Origin of the sequence: Sphingomonas oligophenolica (assembly GCF_006438955.1) — a bacterium.
Taxonomy (GTDB): Bacteria; Pseudomonadota; Alphaproteobacteria; order Sphingomonadales; family Sphingomonadaceae; genus Sphingomonas; species Sphingomonas oligophenolica_A.
In genome coordinates, this window is the sequence record NZ_RCZK01000005.1 from 26,403 (window position 1) to 47,858 (window position 21,456).

18 protein-coding genes are annotated in these 21,456 nt (G+C 67.8%); 7 read left to right on the forward strand and 11 right to left on the reverse strand.

Translation table 11 applies throughout. The features are described from left to right. Positions 1-75: 75 nt before the first annotated feature. Positions 76-2,040 carry an autotransporter assembly complex protein TamA gene (locus EAH84_RS07535; RefSeq protein WP_140870116.1) on the forward strand — a complete coding sequence of 655 codons (1,965 nt, stop codon included), beginning with the start codon at positions 76-78 and terminating at the stop codon, positions 2,038-2,040. Between the two features lie 5 nt (positions 2,041-2,045). Further along, complete coding sequence (locus EAH84_RS07540) at positions 2,046-6,176, forward strand: translocation/assembly module TamB domain-containing protein (protein WP_241656521.1); 4,131 nt, start codon at positions 2,046-2,048, stop codon at positions 6,174-6,176. Positions 6,177-6,183: 7 nt separating this feature from the next. Here EAH84_RS07540 and EAH84_RS07545 read toward each other — a convergent pair whose 3' ends face one another. After that, the gene (locus EAH84_RS07545) at positions 6,184-6,477 is read right to left on the reverse strand and encodes a PspC domain-containing protein (protein ID WP_161978363.1); all 294 of its coding nucleotides are present in this window, start codon (positions 6,475-6,477) and stop codon (positions 6,184-6,186) included. Positions 6,478-6,582: 105 nt separating this feature from the next. Between EAH84_RS07545 and EAH84_RS15950 the strand changes: the two genes are divergently transcribed. The 3 genes from EAH84_RS15950 (at position 6,583) to EAH84_RS07555 (ending at position 9,166) form a co-directional block, all read left to right on the forward strand. Then, positions 6,583-6,741: a hypothetical protein gene (locus tag EAH84_RS15950; protein ID WP_161978364.1), complete on the forward strand. Its 159-nt coding sequence runs from the start codon at positions 6,583-6,585 to the stop codon at positions 6,739-6,741. After that, entirely contained in the window at positions 6,738-8,513 is a 1,776-nt protein-coding gene (locus EAH84_RS07550) for an SLC13 family permease (RefSeq protein ID WP_140870122.1), read from the forward strand. Before EAH84_RS15950 ends, EAH84_RS07550 begins: the two co-directional genes overlap by 4 nt. A 188-nt stretch (positions 8,514-8,701) precedes the next feature. Beyond that, the gene (locus tag EAH84_RS07555; RefSeq protein WP_140870125.1) at positions 8,702-9,166 is read left to right on the forward strand and encodes a DUF4126 domain-containing protein; all 465 of its coding nucleotides are present in this window, start codon (positions 8,702-8,704) and stop codon (positions 9,164-9,166) included. 34 nt (positions 9,167-9,200) lie between these two features. On the opposite strand, the gene EAH84_RS07560 is transcribed toward EAH84_RS07555, so the two are convergent. Further along, positions 9,201-10,625 carry an aldehyde dehydrogenase family protein gene (locus EAH84_RS07560; RefSeq protein WP_140870128.1) on the reverse strand — a complete coding sequence of 475 codons (1,425 nt, stop codon included), beginning with the start codon at positions 10,623-10,625 and terminating at the stop codon, positions 9,201-9,203. Between the two features lie 119 nt (positions 10,626-10,744). On the opposite strand from EAH84_RS07560, the gene EAH84_RS07565 reads away from it, so the two are divergent. After that, positions 10,745-11,509, forward strand: a complete 765-nt coding sequence (locus EAH84_RS07565; RefSeq protein WP_140870131.1) for an SDR family NAD(P)-dependent oxidoreductase — start codon at positions 10,745-10,747, stop codon at positions 11,507-11,509. 4 nt (positions 11,510-11,513) lie between these two features. Beyond that, positions 11,514-12,485: a quinone oxidoreductase family protein gene (locus EAH84_RS07570; RefSeq protein WP_140870134.1), complete on the forward strand. Its 972-nt coding sequence runs from the start codon at positions 11,514-11,516 to the stop codon at positions 12,483-12,485. A gap of 12 nt (positions 12,486-12,497) precedes the next feature. Here the strand turns inward: EAH84_RS07570 and EAH84_RS07575 are convergent, their stop codons facing one another. From EAH84_RS07575 to ilvC, 9 genes are all read right to left on the reverse strand, one after another. Next, positions 12,498-13,814: a bifunctional folylpolyglutamate synthase/dihydrofolate synthase gene (locus EAH84_RS07575; protein ID WP_140870137.1), complete on the reverse strand. Its 1,317-nt coding sequence runs from the start codon at positions 13,812-13,814 to the stop codon at positions 12,498-12,500. A gap of 195 nt (positions 13,815-14,009) precedes the next feature. Continuing rightward, entirely contained in the window at positions 14,010-14,870 is an 861-nt protein-coding gene (gene accD, locus EAH84_RS07580; protein WP_140870139.1) for an acetyl-CoA carboxylase, carboxyltransferase subunit beta, read from the reverse strand. Further along, on the reverse strand, positions 14,867-15,658 hold the full coding sequence (gene trpA, locus EAH84_RS07585; RefSeq protein ID WP_140870142.1) for a tryptophan synthase subunit alpha: 792 nt from the start codon (positions 15,656-15,658) through the stop codon (positions 14,867-14,869). The genes accD and trpA overlap by 4 nt, the downstream gene beginning before the upstream one ends. Then, on the reverse strand, positions 15,655-15,828 hold the full coding sequence (locus EAH84_RS07590) for a hypothetical protein (RefSeq protein ID WP_206663950.1): 174 nt from the start codon (positions 15,826-15,828) through the stop codon (positions 15,655-15,657). Before EAH84_RS07590 ends, trpA begins: the two co-directional genes overlap by 4 nt. 14 nt (positions 15,829-15,842) lie before the next feature. Continuing rightward, positions 15,843-17,087 (reverse strand): tryptophan synthase subunit beta, encoded by a 1,245-nt coding sequence (gene trpB / locus EAH84_RS07595; protein WP_140870148.1) that lies wholly within the window; start codon positions 17,085-17,087, stop codon positions 15,843-15,845. Next, positions 17,084-17,719 carry a phosphoribosylanthranilate isomerase gene (locus tag EAH84_RS07600; protein WP_140870151.1) on the reverse strand — a complete coding sequence of 212 codons (636 nt, stop codon included), beginning with the start codon at positions 17,717-17,719 and terminating at the stop codon, positions 17,084-17,086. Before EAH84_RS07600 ends, trpB begins: the two co-directional genes overlap by 4 nt. After that, complete coding sequence (leuA, locus tag EAH84_RS07605) at positions 17,716-19,374, reverse strand: 2-isopropylmalate synthase (RefSeq protein WP_140870154.1); 1,659 nt, start codon at positions 19,372-19,374, stop codon at positions 17,716-17,718. Before leuA ends, EAH84_RS07600 begins: the two co-directional genes overlap by 4 nt. A gap of 181 nt (positions 19,375-19,555) precedes the next feature. Then, positions 19,556-20,182 carry a YceI family protein gene (locus tag EAH84_RS07610; protein WP_140870157.1) on the reverse strand — a complete coding sequence of 209 codons (627 nt, stop codon included), beginning with the start codon at positions 20,180-20,182 and terminating at the stop codon, positions 19,556-19,558. A 198-nt stretch (positions 20,183-20,380) separates the two neighbouring features. After that, positions 20,381-21,400 (reverse strand): ketol-acid reductoisomerase, encoded by a 1,020-nt coding sequence (ilvC, locus tag EAH84_RS07615; RefSeq protein ID WP_140870159.1) that lies wholly within the window; start codon positions 21,398-21,400, stop codon positions 20,381-20,383. Positions 21,401-21,456 lie beyond the last annotated feature (56 nt).

The following is a 21,456-nucleotide window of genomic DNA, read 5'->3' on the forward strand; positions in this document are numbered from 1 at the left end:
CGGACGCGGTCATCGCTCGCTGGCGCGCATGATCGCTTACTGGCGCCGGGGCGGCGGGGTTGCTAGAGCGCGGAAATGGTGTCGCATTCAGGGTGGGTCGGACTCGGCGCGGCTACCGCATTCCTGGTGCTGACCACGCCGGTCGGCGCACAGACGACCGCGGCCACGCCGGTGCCTGCGCAACCCGTCCCCGACGCGCAAATTCCGCTCGATCCCAATTCGCCGCTGGCGCCGATGCCCGACATCGGCGTGGCCTGGCCCGAACTCGGCACCGACACCGCCGCGACCCCTGAAGCGCGCACCACCGATGTCGCCGCCGAAACGCGCTACGACTGGCGGGTCGATGGCATCGACGGCGTCGCGACGCCGTTGCTGCGCCAGCGGTTCGACCAGCTGTCGACGCTCAACGCCAACGACGGCAACGCCGCCAACGCCGCGCAGCTCGATCGCCGCGCGCGCGAGGATGCCGACCTGCTCAAGACGCTGTTGCGCGGCGAAGGGTTCTACGACGCAACGGTGACGACGCGGATCGAACCGGGCGAGACGCCGCGGGTCGTGATCGCAGCGGTGCCGGGGACGCTCTATACGTTCAAGGACGTGACGCTGAATGGGGTCGCGGCGGCGGGCGCCAAGGAAGACGAGCTGCGCCGCGCGTTCGGGGTGAAGGCCGACGATCCGGTCAATGCCGATACGATCGCGGCGGGCGAGGCGACGCTCAAGACGCAGATCGGGCGCGAGGGTTTTCCGTTCGCCACGGTCGGCGATTCGGCGATCGTGGTCGATCACGCCACCCATACCGCGACGCTCGACCTCGACGTCGCGCCGGGCGGGGCGCGGCGGTTCGGGCAGGTCGTCGCGCTGCCGGGCAACGGTGTGTTCGGGGCGGATCACGTCCAGGAGATCGCGCGCTTCGTGCCCGGTGACCCGTATGATTCGGGGTCTCTCGACGACCTGAAGCGCGCGTTGATCCAGACCGGGCTGGTCTCGTCGGTCGAGGTCAAGCCGATCGACAGCGCGGATCCCGCGGTAGTCGATGTCGGGGTGAAGCTGGACCCCGCGCCGCCGCGAACCATCGCGGGCGAGCTGGGCTATGGCACCGGGGAGGGCGCGCGCGCCGAAGTGAGCTGGACCCACCGCAACCTGTTCCCGCCCGAAGGCGCGCTGACGCTCCGGTCGGTGCTGGGGACGCAGGAACAGCTCGGTTCCGTCGTCTTCCGCCGCAACAATTTCAATGGCCGTGACCGCGTCCTGACGCTCCAGGCCGCGGCGGCGCACCTCAACCGCAACGCGTATGACGCGAAGACCTATTCGCTGTCGGGCACGCTCGAACGCCAGACCAACATCTTTTTCCAGAAGGCGTGGACGTGGTCGCTCGGCGCCGAACTCGCGGCGTCCGACGAGCGCGACGTGATCGTGTCGACCGGCCAGCCGCGGCGGCGGACGTTCTTCATCGGGGCGCTGCCGACCAGTCTGAATTACGACGGGTCGGATGATCTGCTCAACCCCACGCGAGGGTTCCGCCTCGGCGGGCGGTTCAGCCCCGAAGTGTCGCTGCAGGGGGCGGTGTTCGGCTATGCGCGGACCCAGGTCGATGCGTCGGTCTATGTTCCCACCACGAAGAGTGTCGTCGTTGCCGGTCGGATCCGCGCGGGCACGATCCTGGGCGCGCCGCGCGACCAGATCGCGCCGTCGCGGCGGTTCTACGCGGGCGGCGGGGCGTCGGTGCGCGGCTATGGCTATCAGGCGATCGGGCCGCGCGACGTCAACAACGATCCGATCGGCGGGCGCAGCCTGGCCGAATTCTCGATCGAGGCGCGGGTCAAGGCGTTCGGCAATTTCGGCGTCGTGCCGTTCCTCGACGGTGGCAATATCTATACCTCGCCGCTGCCGCGCTTCACCGATTTCCAGTACGGCGCGGGGATCGGGGTGCGCTATTATTCGAACTTCGGGCCGATCCGCCTCGACGTCGGCACGCCGCTCAATCCGCAGCCGGGCGATAGCCGGATCGCGGTCTATGTGTCGCTGGGGCAGGCGTTTTGACGCGGCTGATCGCGTGGGTGCTGGGCGGGATCGTCGCGCTCGCGGTCATCCTCGGCGCGGCGCTGCTGATCGTCGACACCGATATCGGGCATCGCTGGGTCGCCGAGCGGATCGGCGCGATCAAGACCACCAACGGGTTGCGCTTTACCGTGGGGCGGATCGAGGGGTCGCTGTATTCGAACACGCGGCTGGCGGACCTCAAGGTCTATGATCTCGACGGGCTGGTGTTCGAAGCGCCGGTGGTCGCGCTCGACTGGTCGCCGCTGCATTGGGCGCGCAACCGGCTCGACATCGATCGGCTCGCGATTCCGCGCGCGACATTGTTCCACCAGCCGCACACCCGAAAATCGGCGAAGCCCGGCCCGATCCTGCCCGATTTCGATATTCGCATCGGCCAGCTGACGATCGGGCGGTTGGTGCTCGCCAAGCCCGTGCTCGGGCAGCAGCGCGTCGCGCGGCTGGCGGGGCAGGCGGATATTCGCGCGGGCCGCGCGATGGTGACCATCGACGGGCTGGTCGAAGGCACCGACCGACTAAGGCTGTCGATCGATGCCGAGCCGGCGCGCGACCGGTTTGCTATCGACGTCGCCGCGTTCGGGCGACGCGGCGGGGTGTTGTCGCGGTTGAGCGGGATCGGGCGCGATGTGCGGCTGACCGTCAACGGCCAGGGTCGCTGGGCACGCTGGCGGGGTACCGCGGTCGGCGAGGCGGGCGGGGCGAAGCTGCTCGATCTCGCGCTCGCGGCGGACGCGGGGCGGTACACGCTGTCGGGGGTCGTCGCGCCTGCGCCATACCTCAAGGGCAAGCTCCAGCGGATGACGAAGCCGCGGGTGCTGGTGAACGGCAGCGCGACCTATGCCGACCGGCGGTTGAACGGCAATGTGACGTTGCGCTCGCCGTCGCTGGCGGTCGACACAACCGGCGGAATCGATCTGGCGACGCGCGCGTACCGCAACGTGCGGATCAAGGCGCGGCTGTTGCGGCCCGCGGCGCTGTTCCCCAACATGACCGGGCGCGACATCGAGCTGCACGCGATCCTGGATGGCGGGTTCGCGACCGCGGCGTTCGATTATCGCATCGATGCGCCGCAGTTCGCGTTCGACAAGACCGGGTTCGAGGACGCGCACCTCGTCGGCAAGGGGCGGTTGTGGAAAGCGCCGGTGATGGTGCCGATGCGGTTCGTCGCGGCGCGGGTGACCGGGGTCGGCGATGTCGCGGGCGGCATCCTGCGCAATTTGAGCGTCGACGGTATCCTGCGCGTCACGCCGACGCTCGTCAGCGGGGACAATCTCCGGTTGAAATCGGACCAGCTGACCGGGCGGATCAACGTCACGCTCGATCTGCGCAATGGCCGGTTCGAGGTCGGGATCAACGGCGCGCTCGGGCGGTATCTGATCCCCGGGCTCGGCATCGTCGATGTCACCTCGCGCCTCAGCGTCGTGCCGGGGCCGGGCGGCAAGGGCAGCCGGGTGATCGGGACGGGGACCGCGCAAATGGTGCGGCTCGACAACGCGTTCTTCCGCAGCCTGGCGGGCGGATTGCCGCGGATCGTCACCGATCTCGAACGCGGCGCGGACGGCGTGCTGTATTTCAAGAATCTGGTGCTGACCGCGCCCCAAATCAGCCTGCGCGGCAATGGCTATCGCCGCCGTGACGGAACATTCCATTTCGAGGGCGGCGGGCGTCAGGCGACCTATGGCCCGGTGCAACTCGTACTCGACGGCAAGATCGACAAGCCGACGCTCGACCTCGTCTTTGCCAGTCCCAATGCGACGTTGGGGCTGACGGGCGTCCGCGCGCATCTCGACCCGACGCCCGCGGGCTTCGCGTTTCGCGCGGTGGGGGGTTCGCGCCTGGGGCCGTTCACCGCGAGCGGATCGATCCTGTTACCGCGGGGGCAGGGCGCGACGATCGCGATCGCGCAACTCGATGTCGCGGGCACGCGCGCGACCGGTAATCTGGCAGTGGTGAGCGGCGGGTTCGATGGGCGGCTCGCGGTGGCGGGCGGGGGACTGACGGGCGAGCTGCTGTTCCGCCCGGTCGGCACCGTCCAGCGCGTCGAGGCGCATCTCGATGCGCGCAACGCGACGCTGGCAGGGGCGACGCTGCGCCAGGGGCATCTCGATCTCGTGACGCTGCTCGATCCGGCGGGAACGTCGATCGAGGCGACCGCGACCGGCCAGGGGTTGCGGCAGGGACGGCTCAGCCTGGCGCGGTTCGCGGGTAATGCGCGGCTGCGCGGCGGCGTCGGGGAAGTGCGCGCCTCGATCTCGGGATCGCGCGGGCGTGCGTTCGATATCCAGACCGTGACCCAGGTGACCCCCGATCGCTATGCGATCAGCGCGCAAGGCACGCTCGACGGGCGCGCGTTGAAGCTGCTGACCCCCGCGGTGGTCAGTCGCGACGGTAAGGGGTGGCGGCTCGCCCCGACCAAGCTCAGTTTTTCAGGGGGAGCGGCAGAGGTCGGGGGGCGGTTCGCGAATGGCGCGACCGACATCACCGCATCGCTGACGCGGATGCCGCTGGCGATCCTCGACATCGGCTATCCGGGGCTGGGACTCGGTGGCAGCGCGTCGGGCACGCTCAGCTATGCGACGCGGGGCGGCGCCGCGCCGACGGGCCGGATCGCCATGACCGTCCGCGGGCTGAGCCGTGCGGGCCTTGTCCTGACGTCACGCCCGGTCGATGTCGGGATCGCGGGCGTGCTCTCCGCTGATCGGCTCGGGGTGCGCGCGGTCGCGGCGTCGGGGGGCAAGACGATTGGGCGCGCGCAGGCGCTGCTCACCCCGCTCGGCCCAGGATCGGAATCGGGCGACCTCGTCCGCCGCCTGCGCGCCGCGCCGCTGTTCGCGCAGCTGCGTTATGTCGGCCCCGCCGATACGCTGTGGCGGCTGACCGGGGTCGAGCTGTTCGACCTGTCGGGGCCGGTATCGATCGGCGCCGACGTGCGCGGGCGGCTGGCGTCGCCGACGATCAGCGGCACCGTCACCGCGAACGGCGCGCGGATCGAGAGCGCGACGACGGGGACGGTGCTGACCAACATCCAGGCGTCGGGACGGTTCGGGGGATCACGGCTCCAGATCGATCGGTTCGCCGCCGATGCGGGCCCAGGAAGAGGGGGGGGCGGGCGCGTGACCGGCACCGGCGGGTTCGATTTCGCCGCGAAGAACGGGATCGGGCTCGACCTGCGGCTGGCCGCGGATCACGCGGTGATGATCAACCGCGACGATATCGGCGCGACCGTGTCGGGGCCGCTCACCTTCACCTCGGATGGCCGCGGTGGCCGGATCGCGGGCGAGGTGACGCTCGATCGCAGCCGCTATCGGCTGGGCCAGGCGAGTGCGGCCACCGCGGTGCCGCAGCTCAACATCCGCGAGATCAACCTGCCCGGGGGCGCGGAGGAGGACGACGCGCCCAAGAGCCCCTGGACGCTCGCGATTCATGCGCGTGCGCCCAATCAGGTAATGGTGAGCGGGCTCGGGCTGTCGAGCGAATGGTCGGCCGACCTGCAGATCGCGGGTGCGCCCGCCAACCCTGCGATCACCGGGCGCGCGACGTTGATCCGCGGCGATTATGAATTTGCGGGGCGCGAATTCCAGCTCAACCGCGGCATCATCCGGTTTGCGGGCGAAACCCCCGCCAACCCGGCGCTCGATATCGAGGCGAACGCCGGTGCGACCGGGCTGAACGCGACGATCCGCGTCACCGGCAACGCGGTGAAGCCCGAGATCACCTTCGCCAGCGTCCCCGCGCTGCCGCAGGACGAGCTGTTGTCACGGCTGTTGTTCGGCACGTCGATCACCAACCTGTCGGCACCCGAGGCGCTGCAACTCGCTGCCGCGGTCGCGGCGTTGCAGGATGGCGGCAACGGGATCAACCCGATCAACGCGGTGCGCCGCGCGGCGGGGCTCGACCGACTGCGGATCCTGCCCGCCGACCCGCAGACCGGGCAGGGCACCTCGATCGCAGCGGGCAAATATGTGACGCGGCGGCTGTACGCCGAGATCGTCACCGACGGGCAGGGCTATTCGGCGACGCAGGTCGAATTCCAGGTGACCCGCTGGCTGTCGCTGCTGTCGAGCATCTCGACGCTCGGCCGGCAGAGCGTTAACGTCCGGGTGTCGAAGGATTATTGAGCGGCGGTTACGCGGCCAGCCGGTCCTCGGTGACATCGCGGTCGTCGTCGCTCGCGCCGGTGTCGGCAACCGCGACGAGCGACGCGCTGGCGGGCTGGACGGCGGGGAACAGGAACCGCGCGGCATAAACCGCGACGCCGAGCGCGACATAGGTGCCGATCACGAACACCGGGTTCCACATCAGCCCGACCCCGAACGCGATCCGCAGGAGGTTGGGATGGATGCCGAAATCGCGGCCGAGCCCTTCGCACACGCCGAACAGCGTATCGGAGCGATCGAAGAGCGGGGTCTGGTTGGGCACGTAGGGTCTCCTTGGCATTACCGGCGATCCGACGCCGGGACTGATGCCCGAGGGATCGCAAAGCCTGTGCCAGTTCACATTTACGCCGCGGTTACAGGTGGATGGATGAATAAGACCTTGCCAGTGGACCGATTGATGACCGCCGGTGCGCCAAAAAATGGTGAAATCCACCACCTTCCCGATCCGGTGCGCTACCTTGTCCGCAGGTTGCGCGATTTCGGCGGAACCGAATCGCCGCTACCGTTGTTGAGCCGCAACGAATGACGATCCCCCAATATCTTTCGATCGCGACTCTGGTCGGGATGATGGAGCTCTTCGTCTGGGGCCGGTTCCGGTACGACGTCACCGCGATCATCGCGTTGCTGGTCAGCCTGGCGCTCGGGATCGTCAGCCCGAAACAGGCCTTCACCGGGTTTTCCGATGACATCGTCATTATCGTCGGCTCGGCACTGGTGATTTCGGCGGCGGTCGAGCGATCGGGGGTGATCGAGCGGCTGCTCAAATTGCTGTCGAAACGGGTGACGCGGGTACGCTCGCAACTCGTCGTGCTGACCGCGTCGGTCGGGTTCGCGTCGGCGCTGGTCAAGAACATCGGCGCGCTGGCGATGATGATGCCCGCGGCGTTCCAGATGGCCAAGAAGAACGACGCCAGCCCATCGGTCTTCCTGATGCCGATGGCGTTCGCGTCGCTGCTCGGCGGATTGATGACATTGGTCGGCACCTCGCCCAACATCATCGTCAGCCGGGTGCGGCAGGAAATGCTCGGCAAGCCATTCACGATGTTCGACTATCTTCCGGTTGGGCTCGGGCTGGTGCTGATCGGGCTGATCTACCTGCGGTTCGCTTATCGCCTGCTTCCCAAGGACCGCCGCGCCGCACCGACGATGGGCGATGCGCTCGACATCAAGGGCTATGTCACCGAGGCGACGATCAGCGAGGGGTCGCCCGCGATCGACGAGACCGTCGGTGATTTCCTCGAACGCCACGAGCACGAGGTAACGATCGCGCAGCTGCTCCGCGCCGACATGCGCGGATCGCCCAAGTCGGCGACGGTGCTGCGCGCGGGCGACGTGCTGATCCTGGGCGGCGAACCCGACGCGCTGGAACGCGTGATCGCGGGCGACAAGCTGGCGCTCGAGGGTGAGGATCGCGAGGCTGCGGAAAAGACCAAGGACAATGAGATCGGGGTCATCGAGGCGGTGGTCAACATCGATTCCCGGCTCGTCGGGCAGACCGCGGGGCGGCTCGATCTCCAGGCGCGCTACGGGGTCAATCTGATCGCGATTTCGCGGCAGGGGGAGCGGCTGTCGAAGCGGCTCGCCGAGACGCGGCTGCGGGCGGGCGACGTCATCGTGCTCCAAGGGCCGCTCGACGTGCTGCCCGAGAAATTGCAGGAACTCGGCTGCCTGCCGCTCGCCGAGCGCGAGCTGCGGCTGGGGATCACCCGACGCACGCTGTTGCCGATCGCGATCCTCAGCGTGGCGATGTTCGCGACCGCGATGGGGTGGGTGCCGGTGGCGGTCGCGTTCTTTGCGGCGGCAGGGGTGATCCTGGTGGTCGGCGCGCTGCCGGTGCGCGATGCGTATGAGCGGATCGAATGGCCGATCCTGATCATGCTCGGCGCGCTGATTCCGGTGAGCGATTCGCTGCGCACGACGGGCGCGTCGCAGGTGATCGCGGGGTGGCTGAGCCATGTTGCGGCGACGCTGCCGCCATGGGGCGCGGTGGCGCTGATCCTGGTCGCCGCGATGGCGGTGACGCCGTTCCTGAACAACGCCGCGACGGTGCTGGTGATGGCGCCGATCGCGGCGACCTTCGCCGGGAAACTCGGCTACCAGCCCGACGCATTCCTGATGGCGACCGCGGTCGGCGCGGGGTGCGACTTTCTCACGCCGATCGGGCACCAGTGCAACACGCTGGTGTTCGGGCCGGGGGGGTATAAGTTCGGCGACTATGCCAGGCTCGGCGCGCCGCTGTCGCTGATCGTGATTTTGCTGGGGACTCCGCTGATCCTCTTCTGGTGGCCGCTGAGTTAGAGTCTGAGGCCTTCATATCGATCCGTTCGTGCTGAGCTTGTCGAAGCACGGTAAGACCCACCGCCCTTCGACACGCTCAGGGCGAACGGGTTTGAGTCCGAGTGAACGAGCAGTAGCATGCTCCAGCCCGTGGGGGACCTGCCGCGCGGGGCGGGCGTTGATGCCGACGAAACAGTCTGGAGACACGTATGCTTAGCTCCTTCCTCATGGGCCTCGTCGGCGGTCAGCGCGCGATGACGCCATTGGCGATGGTATCGGTCGCGGCGGCGCGCGGGGAGTTGCCCGACGATAATGGCGCCCCTGCGATTATCGCGCATCCGCTCGTCGCCGCTGGGTTGGTGGCGCTTGCGGTGGGCGAGATGGCGGGCGACAAGCAGAAGACCGCGCCCGACCGGATCGTACCAATGGGGCTGGCGGCGCGATTTATCACCAATGCGATCGCGGGTGCGGCGCTGGTGCCGCGGCGGCAACGCTGGTTGGGCGCCGCGGTTGGCGGGCTGACCGCGATCGCAGCGTCCTATCCGGGTTGGCGTGCGCGGATGGCGGCGATGCCGCGCTACGGCCAGACCGTGACCGGCGCGATCGAAGACGCCGCGGTACTGGCGGGCGCGGCGACGATCGTGCGCGGGGCCGGGGTGTCGGCGACAGCCTGACCCTCGGGCCCGCGCTCGATTGCGTCAGGCTTCCTCAGTTTGGCGCGCCGACGATCGCCTTGATCTCCATGAAGTCGGCGAGCCCGAATTTGCCGCCCTCGCGACCGTTGCCGGATTGCTTGAAGCCGCCGAACGGGGTGCCCATGCCGCCCGACCAGCCATTGATCGTGACCATGCCCGCGCGCAACCGGGGCGCGACCTTGGCGGCGGCGGCGGGGTCGCCGGAGATCGTCGCGGAGAGGCCGTAGTCGGTGTCGTTGGCGAGATCGATCGCCTCTTCCTGGCCGTCGTACGATGTGATCGTCGCGACCGGGCCGAAGGTTTCCTCGCGCCAGATCCGCATCTCAGGCGTCACATCGGTGAACAGCGTCGGCTGGACATAATAGCCCGCGTTGCGGCCGTCCGGACGCCCGGTGCCGCCGGTGACGAGCGTCGCGCCCTCGTCGATCGCGGACTGGATCAGATCCTGGATCTTGTCGAACTGCGCCTTGTTGACGACCGGGCCGATGTGCGCGCCCATCTCCGCCGGATCGCCGACCTGCACCTGCTCCATGATCGCCTTCACGACGCCGGTGGCGTCCTCGACCTGGCTCTTGTGGACCAGCAGCCGGGTCGGCGCGATGCAGCTTTGTCCCGAATTGGCGAGCACGCCCTGGACCGTGGGCGGAAGGACGGTGCCGAGATCGGCGCCTTCGAGGACGAGGTTGGGGGCCTTGCCGCCCAGTTCCTGGTGGACGCGCTTGACCGTCGCGGCGGCAGCCTGCGCGACCGCGATGCCCGCGCGGGTCGAGCCGGTGAAGCTGACCATGTCGACGCCCTTGTGCTTCGAGAGCGCCGCACCAACGCCGGGACCATCGCCGTTGACGAGGTTGAAGACGCCCGCGGGAACGCCCGCCTTGTCGAGAATCTCGGCGAGAATGATCGCGTTCGAGGGGGCTTCTTCTGACGGTTTGAGGATCATGGTATCCCCGGCGGCGAGCGCGGGGGCGATCTTCGCGCAGATCTGGTTGAGTGGCCAGTTCCACGGCGTGATCATCGCGACGACGCCCAACGGCTCGTGGACGACCTTGTTCTTGCCGACCGCTTCCTCGAATTTGAATTCCTTGAGCGCGGCGAGCGTGCCCATGAAATAGCCGAGCCCTGCCGGGGCCTGTGCGGCAGCCGCGAAGCCGACGGGGGCGCCCATTTCCTCGCTGGTCGCCTTGGCGAGGTCGGGAATCCGCGCCTTATATTCCTCGATGATGCGTTCGAGCAGCGCGACGCGATCGGCGACGCTGGTCTGCGAATAGGTCGTGAAGGCTTTGCGTGCGGCGGCGACCGCCTTGTCGACATCGGCCTGGCTGCCGAGCGTGATTTCGGTGACGGGCTGTTCGGTCGACGGATCGATCACCTCATGGCGCGTGCCGCCTTCGCTCTCGACCCACTGGCCGTTGATGAAATGCTTGAGGTGGCTGTTCATGGCGCGCTCTCCTATTTTCGAATATCGGGTTTGGACCAGCTTTGCGACCCTGGCGTGACGGTTGCAACCCGAAACGCATCGCCGCGTTCGAGTAACGATCATATATCAGGAGAAACATCATGGCCGGCTTCACGGGAAAGACCGTCATCGTCACCGGCGCGGGGTCGGGGATCGGCGCGGCGATCGCCCAACGCTTCCACGATGAGGGCGCGAACCTCATCGTGATCGGGCGAACCGAGGACAAGCTGCGCGACGCGACCAAGGCGTTCGATGACGCGCGCGTCGCGATCCACGCGGGCGATGTTGCCGATCCCGCGGTGGGGGAGGCCGCGGTAAGACTCGCGATCGATCGGTTCGGCGGCCTCGACGTCTTGGTGAACAACGCGGCGACCGCGATGGGGGGCGATGTCGAATCGACCTCGATCGAGGATTTCGACCGGATCATGGCGACCAATGTCCGCGGCTATTTCGCGATGGCAAAGGCGGCGATGCCCGCACTCAAGAAGACCAAGGGTTCGATCGTCATGACCTCGTCCGCGTCGGGGCGGGGCGGCGACTGGGGGATGCTGGCGTATAACATCTCGAAAGGCGCGGTCGACAATATGGTCCGCGCGATGGCGCTCGATTCGGGGCGGCACGGGGTCCGCGTCAATGCGGTCAGCCCGAGCCTGACCGCCACCCCGATGGCCAAGAACCTTCAGAACGAGGCGTTGCTCGCGAAGTTCATGGATCGCATTCCGATGCGGCGGGTCGGCCAGCCAGACGATGTCGCCAAGGTGGTGCTGTTCCTCGCCAGCGACGCGGCAGGATTCGTCACCGGCGTGATGATCCCGGTCGACGGCGGCGTGTCCGCGTCGAACGGCCAACCCAACATGCGGAGCTGAAGCCATGGTGACGACTGCGTATATCGCGCGAACCGGGGGTCCAGAGGTCATCGAGTGGCGCGAGCATGATCTGCCTGATCCGGGGCGCGGCGAGGTGCGAATGCGCAACACCGCGATCGGGCTCAATTATATCGACGCCTATCACCGCAGTGGGCTTTATCAGATCGACCTGCCCGCCGGGCTCGGTTCGGAGGCCGCGGGCGTGGTCGACCGGGTGGGCGAGGGCGTCGAGGGCGTTGCGCCGGGCGACCGGGTCGGGACATTCGGCCCGGCACGCGGCGCCTATGCGACCGCGCGCAACGTGGCCGCGGATCACCTCGTCAGCTTGCCCGACGACGTCGATGATCGGACCGCGGCGGCGTTGCTGTTGAAGGGGGCGACTGCGGCGTTCCTGATCGAAAGCTGTGCCAGGGTCCGGTCGGGGCAGGCGGTGCTCGTGCATGCCGCGGCGGGCGGGGTCGGACACATCCTGGTCGGCTGGCTCAAGGATGTCGGTGCGACCGTGATCGCGAGCGTCGGGACCGACGAGAAGATGGCGATGGTGCGCGATCTGGGTGCCGATCACGTCATCAACCACAAATGCGAGGATGTCGCGGCGCGCGTCCGTGCGATCGTGCCCGACGGCGTTCCGGTCGTGCTCGACGGGGTCGGCAAGGCGACCTGGCCGGTGTCGCTCGCCAGCGTGGCGCGGCGCGGGCTGGTCGTGAGCTATGGCAACGCGTCGGGCGCGGTCGAGGGAGTCAATCTCGGCATCCTGGCGGCGAAGGGGTCGATCTTCGTCACGCGCCCGACATTGTTCGATTATGCGGTGACGCGTGCGGAGAAACAGCAATTGGTCGACCGGGTGTTCGCGATGCTCGGCAAGGGTGCGATTACGCCCGAGATCGGGCAGGAATTCGCGCTGACCGATGCCGCGGCGGCGCATCGCGCGATGGAGGCGGGGGAGACGCATGGGAGCACGATCCTGATCCCCTAGATTTGGCGTCGATCAGGTCGGCGCCTCGTCGTTGAGCAGGAGCGCCTCGCCCGCGAGATAGAGCGAGCCCGCGATCAGGACGAGCGGCGCGCCGCCGACGGAATCGGCGAGGCGCGCGATCGCGTGGTCGATGCCGTCGGCGGTCTCGGCGGCCAAATCGAGTTGGTGCGCGATCCCGGCCAGCGCCGCGGGCGCGTGGTGCGCGTGGCCGGGGACGGGGATCGCGATGACGCGGGTCAGCGAAGCGGCGAGCGCGGCGAGGATGCCCTCGGCGTCCTTGTTCGCGAGCATGCCCGTGATCATCACGACCGGGCGACCGCGCGCGAGGGTGCGCAGTGCGCGCGCGATCGGGACCGCGGCGGCGGGGTTGTGCGCGCCGTCGAGCCACAGCTCGCTGCCGGATGGTAGCGTTGCCACAAGCGGGCCATCGCCAAGCCGCTGCATCCGCGCGGGCCAGATCGCCCAGTCGGCGGCGGCGCGCAGCGCGGCTTCGGGGATCGACAGCGCGCCCTGGTGACGGAGCATCGCGATCGCGAGCGCGAGGTTGCGCGCCTGGTGCGCGCCGACGAGGCGGGGGCGGTGGGTGACGATGCTGAACCCCGCATCCTGATAGCGCATCGTCGAATGGGCGGTGTCGCTGGTCCAGGCCTGGTTGCGCGCGACGACCGGCGCGCCCGCCGCCGCCGCGACCGCGGCGATGCGCGCGCGGATCGCGCTGGGGTAGTTCATCGTGACGAGGGGCACGCCGGGTTTGGCGATCCCCGCCTTCTCCGCGGCGATCTCGATCAGGCGATCCCCGAGAAACGCCTGGTGGTCGATGCCGAGTTGCGCGATTCCGGTGACGACGGGGGTGACGACGTTGGTCGCATCGAGCCGCCCCCCCAACCCGACCTCAAGGATCGTCGCGGCGGCGGGGGTGCGGCTGAAGGCGAGGAAGGCGGTGGCGGTCGTGACTTCGAAGAAGCTCGCACCGATGCCGTCGGCGACATCCAGAACTTCCTCGAGCAGCGCAGCCAGCGCGTCGTCTTCGATCAGCCGCCCGGCGAGCCGGATGCGTTCGTTGAAGCGGACGAGGTGCGGCGAGGAATAGACATGGACGCTGTGCCCGGCGGCTTCGATCGCGGCGCGCAGGAAGGCGCAGGTCGATCCCTTGCCGTTGGTGCCCGCGACGTGGAACACCGGCGGGAGCGACCGGTGCGGATCGCCGAGGCGCGCCAGCAGCGCGGTGATCCGTTCGAGCCCGAGGATATCCGCGCCGGGTGACAGCGCGGTGAGCCGGTCGAGCTGGCGCTGGACCGCGGGGGAGGATGAGGTGGCGTGGTCGGGCATGGGATTCATGCGGGGTTTTGCACCCCATCCATAGAACGTATTGACGGCAAATCGTTTCATACTCTGCCCCGTTCGTCCTGAGCCGGTCGAAGCCTGTCCTGAGCTTCGCCGAAGGGGGCCTGAGTCTCACCATGCTTCGACAAGCTCAGCACGAACGGTGTTGTGCGGATCATTTGGCACCAAACCCTCCGAGGGTCACGCCGCCTTCCGGTTCCCGCACAGATAGCCGATCGTCCGCGCCAGTTCGGCCTTCAGCGCCTGGCGGTGAACGACCATGTCGATCAGGCCGTGGTCGAGATAATATTCGCTGGTCTGGAAATCTTCGGGGAGTTTTTCGCGGATCGTGCTTTCGATCACGCGGCGCCCGGTGAAGGCGAGCGTCGCCTTGGGTTCGGCGATGTGGATGTCGCCGAGCATCGCGTATGCCGCCATGACGCCGCCCGAGGTCGGATCGGTCAAAACGACGATATAGGGTAGCCCCGCGTCGTGGAGCATCTGGATCGCGACGGTGCTGCGCGGCATCTGCATCAGGCTGAGGATGCCCTCCTGCATCCGCGCGCCGCCGCTGGCGGTGAAGATGATATAGGGACAGCGATCCACGATCGCATTCTCGACGCCGCGGACGAACGCCTCGCCGACCGCCAGCCCCATCGATCCGCCCATGAACGCGAAATCCTGGACCCCGACGACCGCGGCGTGGCCGTCGATCGTACCGCGCGCATTGATCAGCGCATCCTGCTCGTTGGTCGCGGCGCGCGCCGCCTTGATCCGATCCGAATAGCGTTTCTGGTCGCGGAATTTCAGTGGATCGTCGGGAACGCGCGGCGTTGCGAGTTCGGTATAGCTGCCCGCGTCGAAGATCTGTGCGAAGCGCACCTTGGGGCCGATCCGTTCGTGGTGGTCGCATTTGGGGCAGACATAGAGATTTTCCTCCAATTCCTTGGAGAAGACCATCTGGCCGCAACCCTTGCACTTGTGCCAGAGATTCTCGTCCGATGCGTCGACCTTGCGCGACCCGAAGGAGAGGGCGTTGCGGACGCTGCTGATCCAGCTCATGCGGTTACCTTTCGGGCCGACGCGACCGCATCGGCGAGGCTCTTGATATAGGCGGTGACGGCCGCGGGCGCATCGGCGCCGTGCTGCCCGACCAGCTCGACGATCGCGGAGCCGACGACGACGCCATCGGCGACGCGCGCGACCGCGGCGGCCTGATCGGGGGTGCGGATGCCGAACCCGACCGCGACGGGGAGGGTGGTCGCGGCCTTGAGGCGCGCGACCGCGTCGTCGATCGACGCCTGCTGCGCCTGTTGCAGCCCGGTGATTCCCGCGACCGAGACGTAATAGATGAACCCGCTCGCGCCATCGAGCACGGTCGGGAGGCGCGCGACGTCGGTGGTGGGGGTGGCGAGGCGGATCAGGTCGATTCTCGCGGCGCGGAGCGCGGGGCCGAGCGCATCGTCTTCCTCGGGCGGCACGTCGACGCAGATCACGCCGTCGACTCCCGCGTCGGCGGCGGCGTGCGCGAACCAGTCGGCCCCGCGGCGGAGCATCGGGTTGGCATAGCCCATCAGGACTAACGGGACGTCGGGGTGGCGGCCACGAAAACCCTTGGCGATCAGCAGGATATCGGCGGTCGTGGTGCCTGCGCCGAGGCTGCGCAGGTTCGCCGCCTGGATCGCGGGGCCGTCGGCCATCGGGTCGGTGAACGGCATCCCGAGTTCGATCACGTCCGCGCCGCCCGCGACCAGCGCGTCGAGGATGGCGCGCGTCGGTCCGTCCCCCGCAGTCACAAAGGCGACGAGGGCGGGATGGGATTTCTCGAAGGCCCCGGCGAGGCGGGTCACGGGGCCTTCGGCTTCACGACAAGATTATAGATCGCAAGCGCCACCACAACGCTGACAACGTTGCCGGTCCATCGTATCGCCGCGCCGCCGCGCAGCCCGGGCAGGATTAAAGCAAGCAGCGCTTCTACCACCAGACTTGCCAGGATACCTGCCGCGACGGCACTCAGCATAAGAGCGGCCCGCTTCATATCTCCACCCCCAGCGCTTCCGCCACCGTGAAGATGTCCTTGTCGCCGCGGCCGCAGAGGTTGGCGAGGATGATCTGGTCTTCGCGCATGTCGCGTGCCCTACGCGTCACTGCTGCGATCGCGTGTGAAGGTTCGAGCGCCGGGATGATGCCTTCGGTGCGGCACAACAGCTGGAAGGCGTCGAGCGCCTCGGTGTCGGTGGCGCTGTCATATTCGACGCGGCCGATGTCCTTGAGCCAGGCATGTTCGGGACCGATGCCGGGATAGTCGAGCCCCGCCGAGATCGAATGCGCCTCGGTGATCTGGCCGTCGTCGTCCTGGAGCAAATAGGTTTTGTTGCCGTGGAGGACGCCCGGGAAACCGCCCGCCAGGCTGGCGGCGTGTTCCTTGTCGAGCCCGTGACCTGCCGCTTCGACGCCGAGCATCGCGACATCGGGGTCGTCGAGGAAGGGGTGGAACAGCCCGATCGCGTTGCTGCCCCCGCCGATCGCGGCGACGAGCAGGTCGGGGAGGCGCCCCGTCCGCGCGAGCATCTGCGCGCGCGCCTCGGTACCGATCACGCTTTGGAAATCGCGGACCATTTCGGGATAGGGGTGCGGCCCAGCGGCGGTGCCGATGATGTAGAAGGTGTCGTGGACGTTCGCGACCCAGTCGCGCATGCCTTCGTTCATCGCGTCTTTGAGCGTGTGCGCGCCGCTGGTGACCTGGCGGACTTCGGCGCCCAATAGCTTCATGCGGAACACGTTGGGCGCCTGCCGCTCGATGTCGCGGGCGCCCATGTAGATCACGCACGGCAGGCCGAAGCGCGCGCAGACGGTGGCGGTGGCGACGCCGTGCTGGCCCGCGCCGGTTTCGGCGATGATCCGCGTCTTGCCCATCCGCATCGCGAGCAGGATCTGGCCGATGCAATTGTTGATCTTGTGCGCGCCGGTATGGTTGAGCTCGTCGCGCTTGAACCAGATTTGCGCACCCATGGTTTTGGGCGCGGATTGGCGGAGCGACTCGGTCAGGCGTTCGGCGTAGTAAAGCGGGCTCGGGCGGCCGACATAATGTTCGAGCAGGTCGTCGAACTGGGCCTGGAATGCCGGATCGGCCTTGGCGGCGCGATAGGCGCGGTCGAGGTCGAGGACGAGTGGCATCAGCGTTTCTGCGACATAGCGTCCGCCGTAATCGCCGAAATGGCCGCGGTCGTCGGGTTGAGCCTTGAACGAATTGGGGGGGAAGGACGGAGGTGCGGTCATGCGGCGAGGGCTTTAAGGAACGCGGTGATCTTGTCCACATCCTTGACCCCCGCCGCGGTCTCGACGCCCGAGGAGACGTCGACCAGCGTGGCGCGGGTTTGCCGGATCGCGGCGGTGACGTTCGTCAGGTCCAGCCCGCCCGACAGCGCCCAGGGCAGCGGGTGGCGGAAGCCGTCGAGCAGCGCCCAGTCGAAGCGGACGCCCATCCCGCCGGGCAGCGCGGCGCCAGCGGGGGTCTTGGCGTCGTAGAGCAGGCGATCGGCGGCGGTGGCGTAGGCGCGCGCGCCATCGAGATCGGTGCGGGTCTTCACCGCGATCGCGGCCCAGGTTTCGCGCGCGAAGCGGGTGCGGATCGCAGCGGTGCGAGAAGGGGTGGCGCCGTGGAGCTGGATCACGTCGAGCTGGCCTGCGGCGATCGCGCGATCGAGCAGGTCGTCGTCGGGGTCGACGAAGATTCCGACGCGCGCGACATGGCCGGGGACGCGCGCGGCGAGTCGTTCGGCGAGCGCGAACGAGACGTAGCGCGGCGAGGGCGCGTAAAAGTTGAGCCCGATATGACTCGCGCCACCGCGGATCGCGGCGTCGAGCGTCTCGGGCGTCGACAGACCGCAGATCTTGGCGGTGACCCTCATGCGCGGTTCGCGGCGCTGAGCACCGCGCGGACGCTGGCGGTGGCGATGTCGGTGTCGAGGCCGACGCCGAAGATGGTGCGGCCATCGGGGGTCCGGCATTCGACATAGGCCGCGGCCTGCGCGTCGGCGCCATGGCCGATCGCGTGTTCGTTGTAATCGATCACGTCGAGCACGGAGCCGGTGCTCCCTGCGATCGCCGCGATCACGCCGGAGATGAGGCCGTTGCCGCGTCCCGAGATCGAGCGCTCCTCGCCGTCGACCGCGACATTGCCAACGAACACGCGCTGGCCCGCGGTGCCGCTCTCCTCGTAGTCGCGCAGCACGAAGCGGTCGCGCTCACGCGGCAGGTAGGTGCTCTCGAACCGTGCCCATATATCGGCGGCGTTGAGTTCGCGGCTGGTTTCGTCGGCGAGCGCCTGGACGTGGCGGCTGAAATCGGCCTGGAGGCGCTTGGGGAGTTTCAATCCCTTGTCCTGTTCGATGACCCAGGCGACGCCGCCCTTGCCGCTTTGCGAATTGACCCGGATCACGGCTTCGTAGCTGCGGCCGAGGTCGGCGGGGTCGATCGGGAGGTAGGGCACCTCCCAATAATCGTCGTTGCGCGCGTCCTGCGCGGCGAAGCCCTTTTTGATTGCGTCCTGGTGGCTGCCCGAAAACGCGGTGAAGACGAGGTCGCCCGCATAGGGGGTGCGCGGGTGAATGGGGATGTTGGTGCAATAGTTCACGGTCTTCACGACATCGTCGATGTCGGAAAGATCGAGGCGCGGATCAATGCCTTGCGTGTACATGTTGAGTGCAATCGTCACGAGGTCGCAATTGCCGGTGCGCTCGCCATTGCCGAGCAGACAGCCCTCGACCCGGTCGGCGCCCGCCATCATCCCCAGTTCCGCCGCGGCGACTCCGGTGCCGCGATCGTTATGCGTGTGGAGCGAAATGACGACGCTGTCGCGATTCGGGATATGCCGCGCAAACCATTCGATCTGGTCGGCATAGACGTTGGGGGTCGCGCATTCGACCGTCGCGGGCAGATTGAGGATGATCGGGGTTTGCGGAGTCGGGCGCAGGATGTCCATCACCGCGGCGCAGACCTCGACCGAGAAATCGAGTTCGGCGGTCGAGAAGGTTTCGGGGCTGTATTCGAACTGCCATTTGGTGTGCGGGCGCTTGGCGGCCTCGTCGCGGAGTACCTTGGCACCGTCGATCGCGATGCCGCGCACCTCGTCGCGAGTCATGCCGAACACGATCCGGCGCCACGCGGGGCTTACCGCGTTGTAGAGGTGGACGATCGCCGAGTGCGCGCCGTCGAGGCTCGCGAAGCTGGTCTCGATCAGGTCGCGGCGCGACTGGGTGAGAACCTGGATCGCGACGTCGTCGGGCACGCGATCCGATGTCACGAGCCCCGAGATGAAGTCGAATTCGGTCGCGCCCGCCGCGGGAAAGCCGACCTCGATCTCCTTCAGACCGACGCGGACGAGCAGGTCGAAGAACCGCGTCTTCTTTTCGGCATCCATCGGGTCGATCAGCGCCTGGTTGCCGTCGCGCAGATCGGTCGAGAGCCAGCGGGGCGGCTGGGTGATCGTTCGCGACGGCCATTGGCGGTCGGGCAGATCGATCGGCGGGAAGGGGCGGTATTTGGTCGAAGGATCGCGCAGCATCGGGGTGTCTTCCGGGATGATCGGAGCGGGGATTACCCTTAGGCGCGGCAGGCGGGGAATACCCGCACGGGATCGGTAGCGCGCCTAAGGGCGCGTAAGTCGCAGGGGAAGGCGGACGCGCCACATCATCGGCATCCGCGATACCGCGGCGGGGTGGCGCGTGTCCACCCCGCGGCTGGCATCACTTCTGAAACGCCGCGGCGATGGCGAGGTGGACGTTGTCGGACACCACCGGGACGCCGAAGCCGAGCCCGAAATCGGATCGCTTGATATCTGCGGTCGCGGAGAACCCGACATTCACCTTGCCGCCCATCATCGCGGGCGCCTTGCCCGCGCCGTAGAAGGTGGCGGCGAGCGTGACCGGTTTGGTGACGCCGTTGAGCGTCAGGTTGCCGGTGATCGTGGCGGTCATCCCCGTGGCGACGACGCGGGTCGACACGAAGGTGGCGTCGGCGGGCGAGGCGCCAAAGAAATCGGGCTTGGCGCCGTCCTTGCCGGGGCGGAGCAGGTGGTGGCTGAGCTCGCCCGCGGTGGTGACCTTCGCCACCGGGATGGTCATGCTGACCGTGGCGGCGGACAGGTTCTTGGGATCGAGCGTCAGCGTGCCCGACACGTCGCCGAAGATGCCGGTGTAGGGCGAAAAGCCCATGTGATTGAGCGTCCAGACCACCTGGGTGTGGTTCGGGTCGGCGGTATAGGTGCCCGCGGTGATCGACGCGGTGCTCTTCGACCCCGGCGGCGCGGACGGCATCTGCGCGAGCGCGGGGACGGCGGCGAGGGCGATCAGGGCGGGAAGGGCTAGGCGCATGAGCGGGACTCCTGTTGACGGCGGTCATGCTGGCGCGACGCGGCGCTGGCGTCAAATGCCGACTGGTCCGAAATCCTCCCCCGCCAGGGGGAGGTGGCAGCGACGCTGACGGCGGGGGAGGACGCGGAACGATGGCCGATTGCGGCCCGCCCCCTCCGACCCGCTGCGCGGCCCCCTGGCGGGGGCGGATTGAAGGACCTAGTTCTTGTCTTTGTCGACCAGCTTGTTCGCGCCGATCCACGGCATCATCGCGCGCAGTTCGGCGCCCACTTTCTCGATCGGGTGCGCGGCGGCGCGCTTGCGGCTGGCCTTCAGCTCTGGCTGGCCGGCGCGGTTGTCGAGGACGAACTTCTGGACGAAGCGGCCCGACTGGATGTCGTCGAGGACGCGCTTCATTTCCTGCTTGGTTTCGTCGGTGATGATCCTGGGGCCGGTGACGATGTCGCCATATTCGGCGGTGTTGCTGATCGAATAGCGCATGTTGGCGATGCCGCCTTCGTAGAGCAGATCGACGATCAGCTTGGTTTCGTGGAGGCATTCGAAATACGCCATTTCGGGCGCGTAGCCGGCCTCGGTCAGCGTTTCGAACCCCGCCTGGATCAGATGCGTGATGCCGCCGCACAGCACGGCCTGTTCGCCGAACAGATCGGTTTCGCATTCCTCGCGGAAGTTGGTCTCGATGATGCCGCTGCGGCCGCCGCCGACGCCGCTGGCATAGGCGAGCGCGATGTCATGCGCGTTGCCGCTCTGGTCCTGATCGATCGCGATCAGGCAGGGGACGCCGCCGCCGCGGACATATTCGCTGCGCACGGTGTGGCCGGGTCCCTTGGGCGCGATCATGATCACGTCGAGATCGGCGCGCGGCTCGATCAACCCGAAATGGACGTTGAGCCCGTGCGCGAAGGCGATCGTCGCACCCTGTTTCATATGTTCGTGATAATCGGCGGCGTAGATCGCGGCCTGATGCTCGTCGGGGGCGAGGAACATCACGATGTCGGCCCATTTAGCGGCGTCTTCGTTCGATTTCACCGCAAACCCCGCGTCGATCGCCTTCTTCGCGGTCGCCGAGCCTTCGCGGAGCGCGATCGCGACGTCCTTGGCGCCCGAATCGCGCAGGTTCTGGGCGTGGGCGTGGCCCTGCGAGCCGTAGCCGACGATGGCGATCTTCTTGTCGGTGATCAGGTTCAGATCGGCGTCGCGATCGTAATAGACACGCATGTTGGGCTCCTTGTCTCGAATTCCATATCGTCACCCCGGACTTGTTCCGGGGTCCA